This window comes from Streptomyces sp. NBC_01216 (genome assembly GCF_035994945.1).
In the GTDB taxonomy this organism is placed as follows: Bacteria; Actinomycetota; Actinomycetes; order Streptomycetales; family Streptomycetaceae; genus Streptomyces.
Genome location: NZ_CP108677.1, coordinates 2,436,646 through 2,452,048, shown reverse-complemented (window position 1 = coordinate 2,452,048; position 15,403 = coordinate 2,436,646). Strand labels below are relative to the sequence as shown.

Here is a 15,403-nt window from a genome sequence, read left to right as displayed (position 1 = left end):
GCCCACTGGGACGCGGATGCCGAGGAAGGGCCCGTCCGGCTGCGGCTGTCACATCTCACGGAGGCATGATGGGGCGCTATGTCGCACGACGACTGCTCCAGATGATCCCGGTCTTCATCGGGACAACCCTGCTGATCTTCTTCATGGTCTACACCCTGCCCGGCGACCCCGTGGCGGGGCTGTTCGGTGACAAGGGCGTGGACCCGGCGACCCTGGCGAAGATCAAGCACGAGCTCGGACTCGACCAGCCGCTGCTCAAGCAGTACTACGACTACATGACCGGCATCATCCTGCACTTCGACTTCGGCAACCAGATCCGCAATGGTCGCCCGGTCACCGACGTGCTGGGCGACGCGTTCCCTGTCACGCTCCAACTCGCGGCACTCGCCTTCGCGTTCGAGCTCTTCTTCGGCATCGCTCTCGGTGTCATCGCCGGCCTGAAGGCCGGTCGCCTGGCCGACAACGTCATCCTGATCTTCACCCTGCTGATCATCTCGATCCCGGTCTTCGTGCTCGGCTTCATCATCAAGATGGTCTTCGCCTTCCAGCTGGACTGGATCGCGCCCAACGTCAGCACCGAGCAGCGGCTGTCCGAGCTGATCGCTCCGGCCATCGTGCTCGGCGGACTCTCGCTCGCGTACGTCGCGCGGCTCACGCGTACGTCCATGGCGGAGAACCTGCGCGCCGACTACATGCGCACGGCCGTCGCCAAGGGCCTGCCGAAGCGCCGTGTCATCGGCGTCCACCTGATGCGCAACTCGATGATCCCCGTCGTCACCTTCCTCGGCACTGACATCGGCGCCCTCATGGGCGGTGCGGTCGTGACCGAAGGCATCTTCAACGTCAAGGGTGTCGGTGGGCTCATCTACGAGTCGATCACCCGGCGTGAGGGTACGACGATCGTCGGCCTCGTCACCATCCTGGTGCTCGTCTACCTCGTCACCAGCCTGCTCATCGACCTGCTGTACGCGGTCCTGGACCCGAGGATCCGTTATGCCTGACGTGACCAAGACCGCAGAGACCGCAGCCGCCGCGGACGCCGTCGCCACCCCCCCGGTGACGGCACCGGCCCCGGAGGGCAAGCCGGAGAAGGCGCGCAGCCTGTGGGGCGACGCCTGGCGGGACCTGCGCCGCAACCCGTACTTCCTCGTCTCCTCGGTGCTGATCTTCTTCCTGCTGCTGATCGCCGCCTTCCCGACCCTGTTCACCGGCGCCTCGCCCGTCCGCGGTGACCTGGTGCACCACTACCTGGGCAAGCCGCAGCTCGGTGACATCGGTTCCGAGGGCTGGCTGGGCTACGACGGCCAGGGCCGTTCCGTGTACGCCCGCGTGATCCACGGAACCCGCGCCTCGGTCGTCGTCGGCATCGCCGTCACCGCGATCGTCACCGTCGTCGGCGGCGTCATGGGCATGATCGCCGGCTACTTCGGCGGCATCACGGACGCGATCCTCTCCCGGGTCACGGACGTCTTCTTCGGCATCCCGTTCCTGCTCGGCGCCATGGTCGTCCTGCAGTCCTTCACCGACCGCACCATCTGGGTGGTCGTCTTCGCCCTGGCGTTCCTGGGCTGGACCCAGATCACCCGTGTCATGCGCGGTGCCGTGATCACGGTCAAGCAGGCGGACTACGTCCACGCCGCCAAGGCGCTGGGGGCCGGCACGGTCCGCATCCTGTTCCGGCACATCCTGCCGAACGCCATGGCCCCGGTGATCGTCGTCGCGACCATCGCGCTCGGCGGCTACATCTCGGCCGAGGCGACCCTGTCCTACCTGGGCCTGGGTCTGTCGTCCCCCATCGTCTCCTGGGGTGTCGACGTCTCCGCCGGTGTCCAGCAGATCCGGGTCGCGCAGCACATCCTGCTGTGGCCCTCGATCATGCTGAGCATCACCGTTCTGGCGTTCATCATGCTCGGCGAAGCCGTACGCAACGCCCTCGACCCGAAGCTGCGCTGAGGAGGGCGTAATGACGACCATCGACAACACCGGCAAGACCGCGGCCGTCCCCGCGCCGCGCGACGGTGGCGACCACACCGGCCCGCTGCTCGAAGTCCGTGACCTGCACGTCGAGTTCCACACCCGTGAAGGTGTGGCCCAGGCGGTCAACGGCGTCAACTACTCGGTGGACGCCGGCGAGACCCTCGCCGTGCTCGGCGAGTCCGGCTCGGGCAAGTCCGTCACCGCCCAGGCCATCATGGGCATCCTCGACATGCCGCCCGGCAAGATCCCGCGGGGCGAGATCCTCTTCCGCGGCGAGGACATGCTCAAGATGTCCTACGAGGAGCGCCGGAAGATCCGCGGCCGGAAGATCGCGATGATCTTCCAGGACGCGCTGTCCTCCCTGAACCCGGTCCTCACCGTCGGCTACCAGCTCGGCGAGATGTTCCGCGTGCACCACGGCCTCTCCAAGAAGGAGGCCACGGCCAAGGCCGTCGAGCTGATGGACCGGGTCAAGATCCCCGCCGCCAAGGCGCGGGTCTCCGACTACCCCCACCAGTTCTCCGGCGGTATGCGCCAGCGCATCATGATCGCCATGGCGCTGGCCCTGGAGCCGGACCTGATCATCGCGGACGAGCCCACCACCGCGCTCGACGTGACGGTGCAGGCCCAGGTCATGGACCTCCTCGCGGAGCTCCAGCGCGAATACAACATGGGTCTGATCCTGATCACCCACGACCTCGGCGTCGTCGCCGACGTCGCGGACAAGATCGCGGTCATGTACGCGGGCCGGATCGTCGAGACGGCGCCGGTGCACGAGCTGTACAAGCGCCCCGCGCACCCGTACACCCGGGGTCTGCTCGACTCGATCCCGCGCCTGGACCAGAAGGGCCAGGAGCTGTACGCGATCAAGGGCCTGCCGCCCAACCTGCTCAGGGTCCCCACCGGTTGCGCCTTCAACCCGCGCTGCCCGAAGGCCGACGACATCTGCCGTACGGAGATCCCGGCGCTCGCGCCGGTCACCGAGCAGGACGGCACCGAGCTGCCCGGTCGGGGCAGCGCGTGCCACTTCTGGAAGGAGACGATCCATGGCTGAGCTCAGCAAGAAGGACGACGCCGCGGACGCGACTCCGAACGCGACCGACGCGGCGAGCGAGGCGGCGGCCGTGGCCGCCGTCGAGGCGCCCGTCGACCGCGGGGAGCCGATCCTCCAGGTGCGCAACCTGGTCAAGCACTTCCCGCTGACCCAGGGCATCCTGTTCAAGAAGCAGGTCGGTGCGGTCAAGGCCGTGGACGGGGTCTCCTTCGACCTCTACCGTGGCGAGACCCTCGGCATCGTCGGCGAGTCCGGCTGTGGCAAGTCCACGGTCGCCAAGCTCCTGATGAACCTGGAGCGCGCCACCGCGGGCGAGGTCTTCTACAAGGGCCACGACATCACCAAGCTGTCCGGGCGCGCGCTGAAGGCCGTCCGCCGGAACATCCAGATGGTGTTCCAGGACCCGTACACCTCCCTCAACCCGCGGATGACCGTGGGCGACATCATCGGCGAGCCCTTCGACATCCACCCCGAGGTGGCCCCGAAGGGCGACCGGCGCCGCAAGGTGCAGGAGCTGCTCGATGTGGTCGGTCTGAACCCCGAGTACATCAACCGCTACCCGCACCAGTTCTCCGGCGGCCAGCGCCAGCGCATCGGCATCGCCCGCGGCCTGGCGCTCAACCCGGAGATCATCATCTGCGACGAGCCGGTCTCGGCCCTGGACGTGTCCGTCCAGGCGCAGGTCATCAACCTGATGGCGAAGCTGCAGGAGGAGTTCGAGCTCTCCTATCTCTTCATCGCCCATGACCTGTCGATCGTCCGGCACATCTCCGACCGGGTCGGCGTGATGTACCTCGGCAAGATGGCCGAGATCGGTACGGACACGCAGATCTACGACCACCCGACGCACCCCTACACCCAGGCGCTGCTGTCGGCGGTCCCGGTTCCGGACCCGGAGGTCCGCGAGGCCCGCGAGCGGATCATCCTCACCGGTGACGTCCCCTCGCCGGCCAACCCGCCGTCGGGCTGCCGCTTCCGCACCCGGTGCTGGAAGGCGCAGGACAGGTGCTCCACCGAGACGCCGCTGCTCGCGGTCCCCGAGGTGTTCTCCGGTCAGGACACCCCGGCCGCGCACGAGTCGGCGTGCCACTTCGCCGAGGAGCGGTCGGTTCTCGTCGGCTGATCCGCTGAACGAGTGACGACGTGCCCCCGGGCGCCCGCGAGGGCGACCGGGGGCTTCGTGCGTCGGAGGGAGTCCGTGGTGCCGCCGGGGCGACACCAGCCCCTCCGTACGGACGCCAAGAACGTGCATATGAGGATATGTGAGGTGATATTGGGGGCTAACTAGAGAATCGGGATATTCGGGAGGCACCTCATGCGCGGAGCCACGCACGCCAAGTGGACCGCACTGGCCGCGGCCGTCGCCCTCGCGGCGACCGCCTGCGGCGGCGGAGACGACAGCGGAGGCGGTGGCGCCGACGGCATCGTGACCTCTTCCTGGGGCGATCCGCAGAACCCGCTCGAGCCCGCGAACACCAACGAGGTCCAGGGCGGCAAGGTCCTCGACATGATCTTCCGCGGCCTCAAGAAGTACGACCCGAAGACCGGCGCGGCCACCGACATGCTCGCCGAGAAGATCGAGACGAGCGACTCGGTCAACTTCACGATCACCGTCAAGGACGGCTGGACCTTCTCCAACGGCGAGCAGGTCACCGCCAAGTCCTTCGTGGACGCCTGGAACTACGGCGCCGACCTCAAGAACAACCAGAAGAACGCCTACTTCTTCGGCTACATCGAGGGCTACGACCAGGTCCATCCCGAGTCGGGCGACCCCACCGCCACGACCATGTCCGGCCTCAAGGTCGTCGACGACATGACCTTCACGGTCAAACTGACCCAGAAGTTCTCCACCTTCCCCGACACCCTCGGCTACTCCGCCTACGTCCCGCTGCCCCAGTCCTTCTTCAGCGACCACGACGCCTGGCTCTCCAAGCCCGTCGGCAACGGGCCCTACACCATCGACTCCTACAGCAAGGGCTCCCAGATGGCCCTGAAGCGGTGGGACGACTACCCCGGCGACGACAAGGCCCAGAACGGCGGCGTCACCCTCAAGGTCTACACCGACAACAACACCGCCTACACCGACCTGACGGCCGGAAACCTCGACCTCGTCGACGACGTGCCCGCCTCCCAGCTCAAGAACGTCTCGGCGGACCTCGACGGCCGGTACATCAACACCCCCGCCGGCATCATCCAGACCCTGTCCTTCCCGTTCTACGACCCGGCCTGGAACAAGCCGGGCCAGGAGAAGCTCCGGCAGGGCCTCTCGATGGCCATCAACCGCGAGCAGATCACCGACACCATCTTCCAGAAGACCCGCACCCCCGCCGTCGACTGGACCTCCCCGGTCCTCGGTGAGGACGGCGGTTTCAAGGACATCTGCGGCGACTTCTGCACCTACAACGCGGAAGAGGCGAAGAAACTGGTCGCCGAGGGCGGCGGCATCCCCGGCGGCACGATGAAGATCTCGTACAACGCCGACACCGGCTCCCACAAGGAGTGGGTGGACGCCGTGTGCAACTCCATCAACAACGCGCTGGGCAACAACACGGCCTGCGTCGGTAACCCGATCGGCACCTTCGCCGACTACCGCAACCAGATCACCACCCAGAAGATGACCGGCCCCTTCCGCGCCGGCTGGCAGATGGACTACCCGCTCATCCAGAACTTCCTCCAGCCGCTGTACTTCACCAACGCCTCGTCCAACGACGGCAAGTGGACCAACCCCGATTTCGACAAGCTCGTCAACGAGGCCAACGCCGAGACGGACACCGCGAAGGCCGTCGGCACCTTCCAGCAGGCCGAGGAAGTCCTGCGGGACGACATGGGCGCCATCCCGCTCTGGTACCAGAACGGCAGCGCCGGATACTCCGCGCGCATCTCCAACGTGTCGCTCAACCCGTTCAGCGTCCCCGTCTACAACGAGATCAAGGTCAACTGACGCAGGCCGGCGACGTACGGCCCGGCGTCCCTCCCGGCGCCGGGTCGTACGCCTTCCCCCACACCCCCGGAGCACCCCATGGGCCGTTATGTGATCCGGCGTCTGCTGCAGATGATCCCCGTCTTCTTCGGCGCCACCCTGCTGATCTTCCTGATGGTGAACGTGATGGGCGACCCCATCGCCGGCCTGTGCGGCGACCGCGCCTGCGACCCGGCGACCGCCGCCCAGCTGGAGAAGGAGTTCGGCCTCGACAAGCCCGTCTGGCAGCAATACCTGACCTACATGGGCAACGTCTTCACCGGAGACTTCGGCACGGCGTTCAACGGTCAGCCGGTCACCGAGCTGATGGCCAGCGCCTTCCCCGTCACGATCCGGCTCACCATCGTCGCCATCCTCTTCGAGATCGTCATCGGCATCACCCTCGGCGTCGTCACCGGCCTGCGCCGCGGCCGGCCCGTCGACACCAGCGTGCTGCTGCTGACCCTCGTCGTGATCTCCGTCCCCACCTTCGTCACCGGCCTGCTCCTCCAGCTCCTCCTCGGCGTCGAATGGGGCTGGATCAAACCCGCCGTCTCACCCGAGGCCCCCTTCGGCGAACTGATCGTCCCCGGCCTCGTCCTCGCCTCCGTGTCCCTGGCCTACGTCACCCGGCTCACCCGGACCTCGATCGCCGAGAACAAACGCGCCGACTACGTCCGCACCGCCGTCGCCAAGGGCCTGCCCCGCCGCCGGGTCATCACCCGCCACCTGCTGCGCAACTCGCTCATCCCGGTGGTCACCTTCATCGGCACCGACATCGGCGCCCTCATGGGCGGTGCCATCGTCACCGAACGGATCTTCAACATCCACGGCGTCGGCTATCAGCTCTACCAGGGCATCCTCCGCCAGAACACCCAGACGGTCGTCGGCTTCGTGACCGTCCTCGTCCTGGTCTTCCTCTTCGCCAACCTGCTCGTCGACCTCCTGTACGCCGTCCTTGACCCGAGGATCCGCTATGCCTGAGCAGCAGCCTGAGCCGCACGAGCCGTACGACGACGGTCGCGCCATCAACCACACCGGCGCGGGCGGCGGAACGGACCTCGCCATGGACGAGGGCGAGACGCTGGAGAAGACCCCCGGTGGCCCCCTCGGCACGGGACCCCAGGGCAAACCCCGCTCCCTGTGGTCCGACGCGTGGCGCGACCTCCGCCGCAACCCCGTCTTCATCATCTCCGCGCTGGTGATCCTCTTCCTCGTCGTCATCTCCATCTGGCCCCAGCTGATCGCCACCGGAGACCCCCTCGACTGCGACCTCTCCAAGGCCCAGGAAGGCTCCCAGCCCGGCCACCCCTTCGGCTTCAACGGCCAGGGCTGCGACGTCTACACCCGCACCGTCTACGGCGCCAGGACCTCGGTCGCCGTCGGCGTCCTCGCCACCCTCGGCGTCGCCTTCCTCGGCTCCGTCCTCGGCGGCCTCGCCGGATTCTTCGGGGGCGGCTCGGACGCGGTCCTCTCCCGGGTCACCGACGTCTTCTTCGCCATCCCCGTCATCCTCGGCGGCCTCGTCCTGCTCTCCGTCGTCACCAGCAACACCGTCTGGCCGGTCATCGGCTTCATGGTGCTCCTCGGCTGGCCACAGATCTCCCGCATCGCCCGAGGCTCCGTCATCACCGCCAAACAGAACGACTACGTCCAGGCCGCCCGCGCCCTCGGCGCCTCCAACTCCCGGATGCTGCTCCGTCACATCACGCCGAACGCCGTCGCCCCGGTCATCGTCGTCGCGACCATCGCACTCGGCACGTACATCTCCCTGGAAGCGACCCTGTCCTACCTCGGCGTCGGACTGAAGCCCCCCACCGTGTCCTGGGGCATCGACATCTCCTCGGCCTCCCAGTACATCCGCAACGCCCCCCACATGCTGCTCTGGCCGGCCGGAGCCCTCGCCATCACCGTCCTCGCGTTCATCATGCTCGGCGACGCGGTGCGCGACGCCCTCGACCCGAAGCTGAGGTAGCCGCCCATGCTGCTCGAAGTGCGCGATCTGCACGTGGAGTTCCACACCAGGGAAGGCGTGGCCAAGGCGGTCAACGGGGTCAACTACGCGGTGGACGCCGGCGAGACCCTCGCCGTGCTCGGCGAATCCGGCTCCGGCAAATCCGTCACCGCCCAGGCCGTCATGGGCATCCTCGACACACCCCCCGGCAGGATCGCCGGCGGCGAGATCCTCTTCCAGGGCCAGGACCTGCTGAAACTGAAGGAGGAGGAGCGGCGCAGGATCCGCGGCGCCAAGATGGCCATGATCTTCCAGGACGCGCTGTCCTCCCTCAACCCGGTCATCAGCGTCGGCGACCAGCTCGGCGAGATGTTCCAGGTCCACCAGGGCATGTCCAGGAAGGACGCCCGGACCAAAGCCGTCGAACTCATGGACCGGGTCCGCATCCCGGCCGCCAGGGAACGCGTCGGCCAGTATCCGCACCAGTTCTCCGGCGGCATGCGCCAACGCATCATGATCGCGATGGCGCTCGCCCTCGAACCCGAGCTGATCATCGCCGACGAACCCACCACCGCCCTCGACGTCACCGTCCAGGCCCAGGTCATGGATCTCCTCGCCGAACTCCAGCGAGAACTCCACATGGGGCTCATCCTCATCACCCACGACCTCGGCGTCGTCGCCGACGTCGCCGACAAGATCGCCGTCATGTACGCCGGCCGGATCGTCGAAGCCGCCCCCGTCCACGAGATCTACAAAGCACCCGCCCACCCCTACACCCGGGGACTGCTCGACTCCATCCCGCGCCTCGACCAGAAGGGCCAGGAGCTGTACGCGATCAAGGGCCTGCCGCCCAACCTCCTCGCCATCCCGCCCGGCTGCGCCTTCAACCCGCGCTGCCCGATGGCCCAGGACGTGTGCCGCACCGACGTACCACCCCTCTACGACGTGACCGAGTCACCGGTACCACGAACCAGCGCCTGCCACTTCTGGAAGGAGTGCCTGCATGCCTGAGGCGATTCTCGAAGTCCGGGACCTGGTCAAGCACTACCCCCTGACCCAAGGCATCCTGATCAAGAAGCAGGTGGGCGCCGTCAAGGCCGTCGACGGCGTCTCCTTCGACCTCGCCGCCGGAGAGACCCTCGGCATCGTCGGCGAATCCGGCTGCGGCAAGTCCACCGTCGCGAAGATGCTCGTCAACCTGGAACGCCCCACCGCCGGCTCCATCGCCTACAAGGGCGAGGACATCACCAAGATGTCCGCCAAGGGCCTGCGCACCGTCCGCCGCAACATCCAGATGGTCTTCCAGGACCCGTACACCTCACTCAACCCGCGGATGACCGTCGGCGACATCATCGGCGAACCCTACGAGATCCACCCCGAGGTGGCCCCGAAGGGCGATCGGCGCCGGAAGGTCCAGGACCTTCTCGACGTCGTCGGCCTCAACCCGGAATACATCAACCGCTACCCGCACCAGTTCTCCGGCGGCCAGCGCCAGCGCATCGGCATCGCCCGCGGCCTCGCCCTCCAGCCCGAGATCATCGTCGCCGACGAACCCGTCTCCGCCCTCGATGTCTCCGTACAGGCCCAGGTCGTCAACCTCCTCGACCGGCTCCAGGCGGAATTCTCCCTCTCCTACGTCTTCATCGCCCACGACCTGTCCATCGTCCGGCACATCTCCGACCGCGTCGGCGTCATGTACCTCGGCCGGATCGTGGAGATCGGCACCGACGCACAGATCTACGACCACCCGACCCACCCCTACACCCAGGCCCTGCTCTCCGCAGTCCCCGTCCCCGACCCCCAGGCGCGCGCCCACCGCGAACGCATCATCCTCACCGGAGACGTCCCCTCCCCGGCCAACATCCCCTCCGGCTGCCGCTTCCGCACCCGCTGCTGGAAAGCCCAGGAACGCTGCACCCTGGAAGTCCCCGAACTCGCCGTACCCGCCGTCTTCCGACTGACGGACACCCCGGCCGCACACGACTCGGCCTGCCACTTCGCCGAGGAGAAACACGTCGTCCCCGGCGAGGACGACACCGACACCACCGACGACACCACCGGCCAAGAGCCGGGATGAGAGCCCCCTGACGCACGGACAAATCATCACCAACCATGTTAACGCGCAAGCAACTCGCCCGACTCCGCTCCGATATACCCACACGACAGACTCGACGACGTACGGCCGTGCGGGTGCCGTAGGCCGGCCGGGACGCGTCATGTCGTCCCGGCCGGCCTTTTCCTTCTGTCCTTTTCTTTCGTGGCTCGGTTCGCCTCCGGCACACGGCCTTCTTCTTGTGGCTCGGTTCGGGTCGGTTCCCCCGGCGCGTGCCTTCGCGTGCCTTCGGCTCGCTCGCCCGGGTGGGGGCGGGTGTCCGTAGGGCTTCGGTTCGATCACGCCGTGACGTGTTCGGGCCGCTCGGAGGACGAGTGGGGACGGACTTGCCGAACTCTCGGGAAACTAGGGCGGAATCGCTTGTTTCGCTTGGTCGCGACCGTGAGTATCGGCTCCGTGACAGCCACGCGCGCCGCACGACTCACCGGGGCCGCCCTCGCCGGCGCCCTCGCGCTCGTCACCGTCGGCTGGATGCTGAGGGACCTGGCCCTGGCCGACGGATCACTCGCCGACCTCCTCGGTCACTGGACCGGCGACCGCCGCCCCGCGCTCCGGGACCGGGTCGCCACCTTCGCACTCGACCCCGTCCTGTTCCTGCTCTACACCGGCACCGCCGTGGCCGCCCTGCGCTCACCGGCCGCCCTGTCCGCGCTCGCCACCGCCGGGGCCGTCACGGTCGGCGTGCGCCTCCCGGGACTCTGGACGGCCTCGGGCGGAATCGCACTGGTCACCACCCTGCTCCTCCTCGCGCTCGGCGGCGCGCTCCTGCTCACCGCCGCCGCGGGCCGCCGGCCCGTCCGCTCCGCCCACGAACCCGCCCCGGCCCGCCCCCGCACCCGGCCCGCCGTCATCGCCGCCGTCCTGCTGGCCCTCGCCGCCCTCCTGCGGGTCGCGCAGGAGATCCGCCTGGTGCGTGACTTCCCCACCGAGCTCGTCGTGGGCCGCTACACCGGAGGCCGGTTCGCCCCCGCACCGCTGCTCGCACCCCCGCCCGGCTGGCTGGTCGCCGCCCTCGTCCTGCTCCTGCTGACCGCGGCGGCCGGAGCGATCGCCCGGCCCCCCGGCTCCCGGCCCCTTGGCGTGGCCGCCGGCGCGCTGATGGCGGGCTGGGGCCTGACCGTTCTGGCGACAGTCCTCCGTCACGACACGCTCGGCGCGCTCGCCGGACCCGAGGCCGCCGAGCCGCTCACTCTCGCGTCGGCACTGTTCGACCTGGCAGGCGGAGTCGCCGTGCTCGTCGCACTCGCCGGTCGGGGCGAACCCCACCCCGCCGGAACGGTCCCCCTCCCCTCCCGTCCTCCCGCGCCGCCGTCACCGCGGCCCCGCGGCTGGTGACACCTCTGCGACGCCCAGCGCACGCCGCAGGAAGTCGACCTGGAGCAACAGCAGGTTCTCCGCCACACGCTCCTGCGGCGTCATGTGGGTCACGCCCGTCAGCGGCAGCACCTCATGCGGCCGGCCCGCGGCGAGCAGTGCCGAAGACAACCGCAAGGTGTGCGCCATCACCACGTTGTCGTCGGCCAGCCCGTGAACGATCATCAGCGGCCGGGCCGGGCCCCGTGCCGCCGACAGCCCGTCGTCCGTGACGAGCGAGTTCGCCGCGTACACCTCGGGGTCGTCCTGCGGCGTCCCCAGATACCGCTCCGTGTAGTGGGTGTCGTACAGCCGGAAGTCCGTCACCGGAGCCCCCGCCACCGCCGCGTGGAAGACATCGGGGCGCCGCAGGACCCCGAGCGCGGCCAGATACCCGCCGTACGACCAGCCCCGGATCGCCACCCGCCCCAGGTCCAGCGGGAACTCCCCGGCCAGCGCGTGCAACGCCTCGACCTGGTCGTCCAGCGTCGGCGTCAGATCGCCTGCGATCGCCTTCTCCCAGGCGGGCGACCGGCCCGGCGTCCCCCGGCCGTCGGCCACGATCACCGCGAAGCCCTGGTCGGCGAACCACTGGGACGTCAGATGCGGGTTGTGCGCGGCGACCACCCGCTGCCCGTGCGGGCCGCCGTACGGATCCATGAGCACCGGGAGAAGTCCGTCACCTTCCTCGTAGCCCGACGGGAGCAGCACGGCGCACGGAACACGCCGTGCGCCCCCCTCTCTCAGACGCACCCGCGCGGACAGCACCGGCGTCTGCGCGTGCGAGGCGATCACCGCGACTTGCCGGCCCGCCCGCAGCACCCGCGTCACGTTCCCCGGCGCCTCCGGGCGGGCCGAGGACAGCACCGTCACCGCGCCGCAACGCACGGCCGAGTGAATTCCGGTGCCCTCCGAGACTCGCTCCACCCCATGCTCGCCGACCCGGTACACATGGATCTCACCGGTCTCCGGGAACTCCGCCGCCTCGCCCGCGGACGCCGACACCAGGACGTCGCCGTCCCCGACGTCCAGCACGGCCCTGACTTGCAGCCGCGCCCCTGTCAGCGCCCTTTCCCCGGCCATCAGCACGCGCGCCCCGACGCCCCCGGACGCCCCGTCCCCGCCCCCGTCCACGTCCGCGATCCGCACCAGCCGGCCGTCCGGCGCCCACGCCGGAACCCCGGGAAGCAACTCCAGCCACACCGGGTCCTCATCCGTGTGCACCGTACGGGTCGCCCCCGTCCCCGGATCCACCGCCAGATGCAGCTGGGTCCGCTGATCGCGGGCCTGGACGAGCAGCAGCGGAGCCCCGCCCGCCGACCAGTGCACCCGGGCCAGATACGGAAAGCGCTCCCGGTCCCAGCCGACCTCCGTCCGCCGGCCGTCCAGATCCACCACGTACAGCCGGACGTCCGCGTTCGGCGTTCCCGCCGCCGGATACGCCACCGGCCGGGGCTCCCGGTCCGGATGCGCCGGATCGGAGATCCACCACCGCCGCACCGGCCGGTCGTCCGCACGAGCCACCAGCAGCCGGTCCGACTCCGGCGACCACCAGAAACCGCGGCTGCGCCCCATCTCCTCCGCCGCCACGAACTCCGCCAGCCCGTACGTCGTGTGCCCGTCCTCCGGCTCCGCGAGCGCCCGGTCGCCCTCCCCGCCCGCCCCGGTGACCCGCAGCGCTCCACGCGCCACGTAGGCGATGCGACGGCCGTCCGGCGACGGCCGGGGGTCGATCACCGGCCCCGGCACCGGGAGTTCCCGAGCGGTCCCGGCCCGCAGCTCCGCGGCGAACAGCCGCCCCGACAGCGCGAACGCCGCCAACTCCACGGCCCCGTCCACCGCGTAGCCCACGATTCCGCCCGATCCCTCGCGGCTGCGCTCCCGCCGCGCCCGCTCCTCGGCCGACAACTCCTCCGCGGCGCCCGCCAGAAGCGTCCCGGGATCGGCCGCCAGACGCTCGCGCGCCTCCCCGGCGGGCATGTCCAGGTCCAGCACCCACAGCGCGTGCGACAGTTCCGTGCCGGAGGCGGAGCGCAGGAACACCACCCGCCCGCCGTCCGGGGAGACCGTGAAGGCGCGCGGAACACCCAGGGTGAAGCGCTGCGTCCGGGCGTACTGACGAGGAAACGAGAGCGGCAGCGACCGCTGTTGCCTGGAGGTCATGCAAGCGAACCTAGCGCTGTGCGCCCCCCTGTGCCCCCGTACACCATCGATGCGGAGCCACACATAGTTATGATCCGTAGCGCTAGGTGGGTAAGGGACACCTGCACATGCTCGTCGAACTGACCGTCCGAATATCCAACCGAGAAGTATGGAGGTGAACCGCCGTGGCACTCTCGATTTCGGCGGTGGTGCTGCTGGCGATCGTCGTCTTCCTGCTGATCCGGAAATCCGGGCTGAAGGCTGGACATGCGGCGGTCTGCGCGCTCCTGGGGTTCTACCTGGCGAGCTCGTCCATCGCCCCGTCGATCAGCACGCTCACCACGAACGTGGCGGGCATGATCGGCGGACTCAAGTTCTGACCTCCCGATCCGACCAGGGCCCCGCCTCGTAGGGTGGGGCCATGACCGATCTCCCCGCGACGGACCGCCCCGCCCGTCGTCTGCTGCTGGTGCACGCGCACCCCGACGACGAGTCGATCAACAACGGCGCCACCATGGCCCGGTACGCGGCGGAGGGCGCCCAGGTCACCCTGGTGACCTGCACCCTCGGCGAGGAGGGTGAGGTCATTCCGCCCGAACTCGCCCATCTCGCACCCGACCGGGAGGACCGGCTCGGGGGCCATCGCGTCGGTGAGCTCGCGGACGCGATGAAGGAGCTCGGCGTCACCGACCACCGCTTCCTCGGCGGTCCGGGACGCTTCCGCGACTCCGGGATGATGGGCGCGGAGCAGAACCGGCGCGCGGGTGCCTTCTGGAGCACCGACGTCGACGACGCCGCGCCCCACCTCGTCGCGGTGATCCGGGAGATCCGCCCGCAGGTCCTCGTCACCTACGATCCGGACGGCGGCTACGGCCACCCCGACCACATCCAGGCCCATCGCGTCGCCATGCGCGCCGCGGGGCTGGCCGCCGACGCGGACTACCGGCCCGAACTGGGCCCCGCGCACCACATCGACAAGATCTACTGGAACCGCGTCCCGCGGCCGGTCGCGGAGTCCGGCTTCGCCCGACTGCGCGCCGAGGGGGCCGACTTCCCGGGCATCGCGGACATCGGTGACGTGCCGGGCGTGGTCGACGCGTCCCTGATCACCGCCGCGATCGACGGCGGGACGGTCTGGGCGGCGCGCAAGACCGCCGCCATGAGGGCGCACGCCACACAGGTCGCCGTCGCCGGACCCTACTTCGCCCTCTCGAACGGTCTCGGCCAGCCGATCCTCACCACGGAGTACTACCAGTTGGCCGCGGGCTCCTCCGGCGCACCCCGGGGCGAGCGCGAGGACGACCTGTTCGCAGGGGTGGTGACCGCGTGAACCAGCGTCCCGACAGCCGTTCCGGAGCCGGCCGGACCTCCCGTTCCGTCAGTGGCGGGGCGGCCGGCTCCGCGGGCGGCGAGGCCCCCGCTTCCGGTGGCGGTCCGCTGAACGCCGGCACCTTCTGGTACGTACTCCTTCTCGTCCTCGGGGCACTGGTCGGGGCGGCCGGCTCACTCGCCCAAAGCACCTGGGTGCCCGGCGGGTTGGTCCTCGCGCTGCTGGCCTCCGCGGGGGTGTTCTACGGCGGTCTGCGCGCGACCGGCACGCAGTTCGGCGTCGTCGCCGCCGGGGCGGGCTGGCTCGGCGCGATCGTGTTCCTCAGCTTCGGACGACCGGAAGGAGACGTCGCGTTCGGGGGCGGATTCGCGGAGATGGTCTACCTGCTCGGAGGCATGGCGCTCGCTGTGATCTGTGCCACGCTGTCCCGACTGCTGCCTCCGGCCCCGTGAACAGGCCCACTGGGGCGGAGCGCTGACCGGACTTCGGCCGGAATGCCCATCACGATGCCACCGGCGATC

General features: G+C 69.4%; 14 protein-coding genes. 13 read left to right on the top strand and 1 reads right to left on the bottom strand.

Going from position 1 to position 15,403, the window contains the following annotated elements:
- Positions 1 to 68 precede the first annotated feature (68 nt).
- The 10 genes from OG393_RS10320 (at position 69) to OG393_RS10275 (ending at position 11,392) form a co-directional block, all read left to right on the top strand.
- Positions 69 to 1,001 (top strand): ABC transporter permease, encoded by a 933-nt coding sequence (locus OG393_RS10320; protein ID WP_327378380.1) that lies wholly within the window; start codon positions 69 to 71, stop codon positions 999 to 1,001.
- Complete coding sequence (locus OG393_RS10315; RefSeq protein WP_327374356.1) at positions 994 to 1,953, top strand: ABC transporter permease; 960 nt, start codon at positions 994 to 996, stop codon at positions 1,951 to 1,953. Before OG393_RS10320 ends, OG393_RS10315 begins: the two co-directional genes overlap by 8 nt.
- A 10-nt stretch (positions 1,954 to 1,963) precedes the next feature.
- Complete coding sequence (locus tag OG393_RS10310) at positions 1,964 to 3,031, top strand: ABC transporter ATP-binding protein (RefSeq protein WP_327374355.1); 1,068 nt, start codon at positions 1,964 to 1,966, stop codon at positions 3,029 to 3,031.
- Positions 3,024 to 4,154, top strand: coding sequence for an ABC transporter ATP-binding protein (locus OG393_RS10305; RefSeq protein WP_327374354.1), 1,131 nt, complete (start codon positions 3,024 to 3,026; stop codon positions 4,152 to 4,154). The genes OG393_RS10310 and OG393_RS10305 overlap by 8 nt, the downstream gene beginning before the upstream one ends.
- A 192-nt stretch (positions 4,155 to 4,346) precedes the next feature.
- Positions 4,347 to 5,972, top strand: a complete 1,626-nt coding sequence (locus OG393_RS10300; RefSeq protein WP_327374353.1) for a peptide ABC transporter substrate-binding protein — start codon at positions 4,347 to 4,349, stop codon at positions 5,970 to 5,972.
- 78 nt (positions 5,973 to 6,050) lie between these two features.
- Positions 6,051 to 6,974 (top strand): ABC transporter permease, encoded by a 924-nt coding sequence (locus OG393_RS10295; protein ID WP_327374352.1) that lies wholly within the window; start codon positions 6,051 to 6,053, stop codon positions 6,972 to 6,974.
- Positions 6,967 to 7,965, top strand: a complete 999-nt coding sequence (locus tag OG393_RS10290) for an ABC transporter permease (RefSeq protein WP_327374351.1) — start codon at positions 6,967 to 6,969, stop codon at positions 7,963 to 7,965. Before OG393_RS10295 ends, OG393_RS10290 begins: the two co-directional genes overlap by 8 nt.
- Positions 7,966 to 7,971: 6 nt before the next feature.
- Positions 7,972 to 8,955, top strand: a complete 984-nt coding sequence (locus OG393_RS10285; protein ID WP_327374350.1) for an ABC transporter ATP-binding protein — start codon at positions 7,972 to 7,974, stop codon at positions 8,953 to 8,955.
- Complete coding sequence (locus OG393_RS10280) at positions 8,948 to 10,021, top strand: ABC transporter ATP-binding protein (protein ID WP_327374349.1); 1,074 nt, start codon at positions 8,948 to 8,950, stop codon at positions 10,019 to 10,021. The genes OG393_RS10285 and OG393_RS10280 overlap by 8 nt, the downstream gene beginning before the upstream one ends.
- A gap of 432 nt (positions 10,022 to 10,453) precedes the next feature.
- The gene (locus OG393_RS10275) at positions 10,454 to 11,392 is read left to right on the top strand and encodes a hypothetical protein (RefSeq protein ID WP_327374348.1); all 939 of its coding nucleotides are present in this window, start codon (positions 10,454 to 10,456) and stop codon (positions 11,390 to 11,392) included.
- Here the strand turns inward: OG393_RS10275 and OG393_RS10270 are convergent.
- Positions 11,369 to 13,573 carry a S9 family peptidase gene (locus OG393_RS10270; protein WP_327374347.1) on the bottom strand — a complete coding sequence of 735 codons (2,205 nt, stop codon included), beginning with the start codon at positions 13,571 to 13,573 and terminating at the stop codon, positions 11,369 to 11,371. The genes OG393_RS10275 and OG393_RS10270 overlap by 24 nt on opposite strands.
- Before the next feature lie 164 nt (positions 13,574 to 13,737).
- Here OG393_RS10270 and OG393_RS10265 point away from each other — a divergent pair, with 164 nt between their 5' ends.
- The 3 genes from OG393_RS10265 to OG393_RS10255 are packed head-to-tail and all read left to right on the top strand — an operon-like array spanning position 13,738 to position 15,334.
- Entirely contained in the window at positions 13,738 to 13,932 is a 195-nt protein-coding gene (locus tag OG393_RS10265; RefSeq protein ID WP_137993529.1) for a hypothetical protein, read from the top strand.
- Between the two features lie 41 nt (positions 13,933 to 13,973).
- Complete coding sequence (gene mshB / locus OG393_RS10260; protein ID WP_327374346.1) at positions 13,974 to 14,882, top strand: N-acetyl-1-D-myo-inositol-2-amino-2-deoxy-alpha-D-glucopyranoside deacetylase; 909 nt, start codon at positions 13,974 to 13,976, stop codon at positions 14,880 to 14,882.
- The gene (locus tag OG393_RS10255) at positions 14,879 to 15,334 is read left to right on the top strand and encodes a DUF6113 family protein (RefSeq protein WP_442817285.1); all 456 of its coding nucleotides are present in this window, start codon (positions 14,879 to 14,881) and stop codon (positions 15,332 to 15,334) included. The genes mshB and OG393_RS10255 overlap by 4 nt, the downstream gene beginning before the upstream one ends.
- Positions 15,335 to 15,403 lie beyond the last annotated feature (69 nt).

Excerpts from the sequence above, each read along its gene's own strand:
- OG393_RS10320 (WP_327378380.1), top strand. The coding sequence starts at position 69 with ATGGGGCGCTATGTCGCACGACGACTGCTCCAGATGATCCCGGTCTTC.
- OG393_RS10315 (WP_327374356.1), top strand. The coding sequence starts at position 994 with ATGCCTGACGTGACCAAGACCGCAGAGACCGCAGCCGCCGCGGACGCC.
- OG393_RS10310 (WP_327374355.1), top strand. The coding sequence starts at position 1,964 with ATGACGACCATCGACAACACCGGCAAGACCGCGGCCGTCCCCGCGCCG.
- OG393_RS10305 (WP_327374354.1), top strand. The coding sequence starts at position 3,024 with ATGGCTGAGCTCAGCAAGAAGGACGACGCCGCGGACGCGACTCCGAAC.
- OG393_RS10300 (WP_327374353.1), top strand. The coding sequence starts at position 4,347 with ATGCGCGGAGCCACGCACGCCAAGTGGACCGCACTGGCCGCGGCCGTC.
- OG393_RS10295 (WP_327374352.1), top strand. The coding sequence starts at position 6,051 with ATGGGCCGTTATGTGATCCGGCGTCTGCTGCAGATGATCCCCGTCTTC.
- OG393_RS10290 (WP_327374351.1), top strand. The coding sequence starts at position 6,967 with ATGCCTGAGCAGCAGCCTGAGCCGCACGAGCCGTACGACGACGGTCGC.
- OG393_RS10285 (WP_327374350.1), top strand. The coding sequence starts at position 7,972 with ATGCTGCTCGAAGTGCGCGATCTGCACGTGGAGTTCCACACCAGGGAA.
- OG393_RS10280 (WP_327374349.1), top strand. The coding sequence starts at position 8,948 with ATGCCTGAGGCGATTCTCGAAGTCCGGGACCTGGTCAAGCACTACCCC.
- OG393_RS10270 (WP_327374347.1), bottom strand. The coding sequence starts at position 13,573 with ATGACCTCCAGGCAACAGCGGTCGCTGCCGCTCTCGTTTCCTCGTCAG.
- mshB (WP_327374346.1), top strand. The coding sequence starts at position 13,974 with ATGACCGATCTCCCCGCGACGGACCGCCCCGCCCGTCGTCTGCTGCTG.